Source organism: Paenibacillus dendritiformis, from assembly GCF_015845845.1.
In the GTDB taxonomy this organism is placed as follows: domain Bacteria; phylum Bacillota; class Bacilli; order Paenibacillales; family Paenibacillaceae; genus Paenibacillus_B; species Paenibacillus_B dendritiformis_C.
In genome coordinates this window covers 81,681-87,680 of record NZ_LDIG01000153.1, presented here as the reverse complement: position 1 = coordinate 87,680, position 6,000 = coordinate 81,681, and the positions used below count along the sequence as shown (strand labels likewise).

Below are 6,000 nucleotides of genomic sequence, written 5' to 3'. Positions count from 1 at the left end.
TTGACGCCCGGAACCGAGCCGGGAACGATCGCATTCGTAACGGAAGCCCGGAACGCCAAAGAACGGCATGCCGCAGTCATGCCGTTCTATTCCCTCATTATTCCTTCCCCTCTTATCTCTGTTCCTTTACCCTAGCCCGCCGGCTTGGCGCGATAAAAATCCTGCACAGATGCAGGATTTTCACCGCAAAATACGCGGCGAAGCAGGAATTCCTGCAAAAGTGCATCAATTTCACGCGTTTGTGCTTCATTCCGCGATTCGACGGGCAAAATGCTGCACTTTTGCAGGAATGGCGCATAGGGGACGCGGCCCGGAAACAATTACTGCCTTTTTGCAGCTTTGGTGAGGCGGATGCAGCCGCTCGCCCCAAAACAGCGCTTACAAACGCGCCCTTACAATACCTCCGCCTTGCCATCTGCCATCCCCCGGCCCGCGTCGCCTTATTGCCCGCTTCACGATGCGCTGCCACTTTCCCGATGCGCGGCCAAATGCGCTTCCAGCAGCTCGACGCATTGATCGATATCCTCGCTCAGCCGGTTCCGCACTTCTTCCTTCACTTCCGTATCCAAGTAAATATATTCCCGCAGCTGAATCAAGGTGTCCCGCATCAAAGCGGCGGCGTTGCCGCTCCATTGAGGCGTGCGTGAGAGACCCGACGCCAGCAGATCCAGCAGCGGCCGGTATCGTTCCGCCGCTTCCCGGGTCATCCCGCCGAACGGGACATAGATCGCGCCCACCTTGCGGGACATCTGCTCCAGCAGCACGCGGACCGGCTTCGTGGCATCCCGCTCCGGCAGAACCGCCTGGCTGCGGTACAGGCCGAGCCACAGCTCGCGTTTATAACCGCCAGCGAAAAACGCCTCTTCCCCTGTAATGATCGCGCCAAGCCCATGCTCCGCCCCGTTCTGCCGAATCTGCTCCCTTACCGCCGCCGGATCCGTCTCCGCGCCGATGCGGATGTCCGCGACGGCGGCGCCCGGCTTGCCGCCGAACGGGACGGCATCCCCGGCATATACGGCCAAGCCGAGCTTCGCTCCCTCCTCGATGTACACCTGCATCGCATCGAACGAAGGACGCGCCGCTGGCGCTAAGCTTGCCGGGCTCAGGTTCGCGGCTGGGTTCGCGGTCACACTCGGACTGGGGCTCGTGTTCGCGCCATTCGCGCCCGCCGATGCGCTCGCCTTCGCGGGCAGGTTCGCGCTTGGGCTCGCGGCCGTGTTCGCGCCGTTCGCGCCCGCCGATGCGCTCGCCTTCGCGGGCAGGTTCCCGCTTGGGCTCGCGGCCGTGTTCGCGCCGTTCGCGCCCGCCGATGCGCTCGCCTTCGCGGACAGGTTCCCGCTCGCCTTCGCGTCCGTTCCCGCCCGATCCGTCACCTCCAAATAGACCGCGTTGAAATGGGCCGCCTTGATGCGCTCCAGTCGCTTCCGCACCTGCCCGGCCTCGTTATCTCCCGGGCTCGGGCTCACCCGCAGCCGGATGCCGCGCAGCTCGACCTTGCGGGACTCCGTATTCAACTGCTCCGCCTCCGTCAAAAACCGCTCCAGCGCCGCCGCCTGTTGGCCGAGCTGCGCGGCGTCGCGCTCGGCATCGTCCGCGGCGGCCCGGGCGTAAGCCAGCTTCGCGTCGAGCAGCTTGCTTTCGATGCTGGAATACGGAACGTCAAGGTACAGCGTCTTCGACTGCGCGAGCTTCCGTTCCGCTTCGGCCAGCCTCTGCGCCGCTTGCTCGAAGTCCTTAGCCCGTTCGTCCTGATTCATGCCCGCGATCCGGTCTGCCGACTCTGCCGCATCAGACCCGCCAGACGCTGCAGCCGCCACGCTCGCGGCGCCCGGCCCCAAGGCAAGCGCCATCGCCCCGGCCAGCAGGCCAATGCGCAGCCCAATCCCTGTCTTCTTCATCCAACCGGCCTCCTCGATTCAATAGGATTCACATCCGATTGATAGATTGTATGCCCGCATCGGCCGGGGCCATTCCTTGGAATTTACCGGTCGGCGCCCGGGGCTCCCGCACGATGCGAAGCGGCTTGCCATTGCGGGCGAGACGCTCATAACAGCCCGCGGCAGAAGAAGGACATCTTGCGGTCTCGCAGGCCAGGGAGCCGGATAAAACAAAAGTGCGAACCTCTCAGGAAGCACTTACTTTCTGGAGGCCCGCACTTGGATGCAGAATTCGATATAACATTTTTGTACAAAATGAACTTATTATTAACGATATGTGTATGTATAATCCTCACCGTTGACCGAGACGACGACCTGGATCGGCTTCTTGTCCTTCGCTACTTCGGCAGGCACCTCGGCGATGAAATGAAGCGTGCCCGTTTTCAATGGCTCAATGCTGGTAATATTCGTGTAGGTAAAGTCCGCCCCGCCTTTATCCTCGATCGTGGAAAAAGCGTTATATTCATATTTGTTGTCGTAGACGACCTTGACCGACACGAACTCGTCCGCCGATTTTCCTTCGGTCAGCAAGCTCTTGACCTTGATCACCGTGTCGAAATAAGTATTGGACGCATCCTTCACTTCATAATAGGAATAGAAGCTGTCCGGGTTCGGCGGGGTAATCTTGTTGGCGAACTTCGCTCCTTGAATGGTCAGCTCGGCAAAGTCGGCGATTTCGAGCGGCTTTTTCGCTTCAATTACTTTGCCTTTGGCTGCCGGAGCAGCCTCTTTGTCAGACTTCTCCTCCGACTTGCCGGCGCTGTCGTTGCCCGCATTTTCCTTATTCTCGGCGTCCGCTTTGCCCGCATCCAGATTCCCCAAAGCTGCTTTCAGTTCCGCATTTTCTTTTTCCAAAGCCTCAATTTTCTTCTCCAGGTCGGCTGTCGCGGAATCGCCGCCGCTGCATCCAGCCACCGTCATCCCGAGAAGCAATGTTGCCATACTGATGGCTGCTGTTTTCTTCTCAATGGAAGACCCCCTTTTTCTATATGTATAAATATACCACCAACCCGCCTATTTGACTATAAGAGAATTCAGATATTATGACATTTTTCCTAATTCTTTCGACTCATTAACTGACAAAAGACAACAATAATAATATATGTTGAATCTAGGCCTGACTCGGCTTGTATATCCTTGTTTTTCCTCCGATCCTGCGGTACACTGATGCACATCAACCCAATGGAGCTGATCGCCTATGGATACGACCGACGCCCAAGAGACGAATTTCTATGAATCGGATATCTTCGACATCAGCCGGGAACGGAAAATCCGCACCAACATGCCTTCGCGCCATTACCATGACGCCTATGAGATTTTCTATCTTGTCTCGGGCGAATTATCGTACTTCGTCGGGGATAAGACCTATCATCTGGTGAGCGGCATGCTGCTGTTCATTAACGTCAACGAGATTCATAAGCTGGTCAATTCAAGCGGCGCGGCCTTCGAGCGCATCACGCTCCAGTTCAAGCGGGAATTTATCGCGGACCTGCTCCCGAAGGAAGGGAGTTTCGACATGTTCTCCGCCTTCGAAGCCGATACGCATCTGCTCCGTCTGGACGGCAGCGAGCAGAGCACGGTAGAGGGGCTGTTCGACCGGATGGTGCATGAATCACTGCGCCAGCCCCCGGGCTATGCGTATTATGTCAAAATTTTGCTTATTGAGCTGCTCATCTATTTGAAACGCAAAGCAGACAGCGGCCAAAACCAGCATGCAGCCTGCCCGCAGCAGATTCATCCCAAAATCTTCGCCATCGTCAACTTCATCAACGAGAACTACAGCCGGCGCATTACGCTGGATTCCATCTCCCGGCGGTTTTATATCAGCCCCTCATACTTCTGCAAAATGTTCAAGGACAGCACCGGCTTCACGCTGGTCGAATACGTGAACAACGTACGCATCAAGGAAGCGCGCCTCCTGCTGCGGGATACCGATGCCAAGATGGGAGATATCGCGGAACGGGTCGGCTTCGAGAGCCTGACCCATTTCGGGCGCATTTTCAAAGAGTTGACAGGCTGTACGCCCTTGAAATACCGCCATATCCAGCGTTCGAACCGGACCTGAGCGCGAACCGCTTTATCCTTTATCTCAAGACAACTTTGCAAAAAAAGCCGCCCCCTGACGACAGTCAAGGAAGCGGTTCGGTTCGGTCCAGCTTAGGCCTGGGCCTCGCACACATACTGCGCAAATTTCTGGTAATCGCTCTGACGGCATTCCAGCGTCAGCCTCGTCCCCAATTCCTCGTATTCGGTCGCGAGGACGTTCGCATGCTCATTCAAGTAGGACACATGCTGTCCCTGATCATAAGGGATGAGCATTTCGCATTTCACATAATCCTTGAACACATGGGCGCGAATGGCGGCGAGCAGCTCATCGATGCCCTGCTTGCGCTTGGCGGCCATGTAGATAATCGAATCCTGCGATTCAGGAATGGCGCCTTCCTTCAGGTCGATCTTGTTGTACGCGTAGATCATCGGAATCCCTTCGATCCCGATCGACTTCAGCGTCTCGTTCGTGATGCGGATATGCTGCTCATATTCCGGATTGGAGAAGTCGACGACATGGACCAGCAGGTCCGCCTCTTTCACTTCCTCCAGCGTCGAGCGGAACGCCTTGACCAAATGATGCGGCAGCTTGCTGACGAAGCCGACCGTATCGGTCAGCAGGAATGTCTTGTTGTCCTCCAGATCAATGCTGCGAACAGACGTGTCCAGCGTGGCGAAGAGCATATCCTTCTCGAGAACGAATTTGTCCTTCGAATCGGTGAACAGCTCGACCAGCGTGTTCATCACCGTCGACTTGCCCGCGTTCGTGTAACCGATGAGCGATACGACCGGAAGCTCGGTTTTCTTCCGCTTCTTCCGTTGAGTCTGGCGGTGGGCGACCAGCGCCTCCAGCTCCTTGTTCAGAGCGGTAATCCGCTCCTCAATCCGGCGGCGATCCAGCTCCAGCTTCTTCTCCCCCGCCCCTCTGTTCTTCGTGCCGACCCCGCCGCTCTGACGGCCCAGCGATTCGCGGAGACCGACCAGGCGCGGCAGCATATACTGCAGCTCCGCCACTTCCACCTGAAGCTGCGCCTCCTTCGTCTTGGCCCGCTCGCCGAAAATATCGAGGATAAGCAGCGTGCGATCGACAACCTTGGAGTCGAGATCCTTTTCCAGATTGCGAAGCTGCGAAGGAGACAGCTCATCATTGAAAATGACCATGTCCGCCTTATGCTGATTCAGCATAATCGTCACATCCTGCAGCTTGCCGGTGCCAATATAATGGGACGTGTTGACCTTGCTCAGGTTCTGCGTCACGACGCCGACGACCTCCACGCCGCAGGCCGCGGCCAGATTCGCCAGCTCCTCCATCGAATAGTCGAAATCCGGCTGATGATTCAGATTTACGCCGGCCAGCACCGCTTTTTGCGGCTGTATCGTAAGTTGTTCCATACTTTATTCCCCCGTTGCCGCACTCAAGTCCCGCTTGAGCACGGAGCATCATTAGTTGTGAATCATGAGTAGCAATACAAAAAAACACAGGCATTCCGCCTGTGCTTCGAGTCATCGGAAGACGAGCCCCGCGACGGAGCCGCTTGCAGAGGAGCACAGAGCGCATCCCTGCATATAAGCATACCCCTCACGGCACGCGTGAAGTCACGGTCACCCCGCAAGCCTTCCATCCCGCCAAGATCCGAGTAAGAGCGAAGGCCGATCGCGGCCGGCAGGCTCCCGTTACGGATCAGGCGGGCGCACGAAAGAAGGCGTTCGCCGAAGAAGAAGCGGCTTCATCCAGCGCTTCGTTCCTGGCAGGTGCTGCGTCATATAGGCACAACAAAAGAGGCAGGCATCGTCCCTCCCTCTTCTGTCGCGCAACATATTAGGGTTCCTCTGAGCAACCAAGGCAGACCATTCCCGATCACTCTGCACACAGGCAGAGCAAATGAGCACTATTCAGTTAGTGTCACATACGTTCAATCGGATTCTTCCCAAGCGGAAGATGGTTGCCATGTCAATCATCGGTGACCCTCCGTTCTGTCAAAGTTATCCCTATCCTAACACAGGTCCATCCCAAGAG

General features: G+C 56.9%; 5 protein-coding genes. 1 reads left to right on the top strand and 4 read right to left on the bottom strand.

The window, feature by feature from the left end; translation table 11 throughout:
- Positions 1-131: 131 nt before the first annotated feature.
- The 3 genes from ABD76_RS29000 to ABD76_RS15235 form a co-directional block, all read right to left on the bottom strand.
- A complete protein-coding gene (locus ABD76_RS29000; RefSeq protein ID WP_206765675.1) occupies positions 132-320 on the bottom strand; it encodes a hypothetical protein in 189 nt (62 codons plus the stop codon).
- A gap of 132 nt (positions 321-452) precedes the next feature.
- On the bottom strand, positions 453-1,898 hold the full coding sequence (locus ABD76_RS15240) for a hypothetical protein (protein ID WP_197258112.1): 1,446 nt from the start codon (positions 1,896-1,898) through the stop codon (positions 453-455).
- Between the two features lie 306 nt (positions 1,899-2,204).
- Complete coding sequence (locus ABD76_RS15235) at positions 2,205-2,879, bottom strand: hypothetical protein (protein WP_242069585.1); 675 nt, start codon at positions 2,877-2,879, stop codon at positions 2,205-2,207.
- A gap of 256 nt (positions 2,880-3,135) precedes the next feature.
- Between ABD76_RS15235 and ABD76_RS15230 the strand changes: the two genes are divergently transcribed.
- A complete protein-coding gene (locus tag ABD76_RS15230; RefSeq protein ID WP_197258111.1) occupies positions 3,136-4,002 on the top strand; it encodes a helix-turn-helix domain-containing protein in 867 nt (288 codons plus the stop codon).
- A gap of 92 nt (positions 4,003-4,094) precedes the next feature.
- Here ABD76_RS15230 and hflX read toward each other — a convergent pair whose 3' ends face one another.
- Entirely contained in the window at positions 4,095-5,375 is a 1,281-nt protein-coding gene (gene hflX / locus ABD76_RS15225) for a GTPase HflX (protein WP_197258110.1), read from the bottom strand.
- Positions 5,376-6,000: the final 625 nt, after the last annotated feature.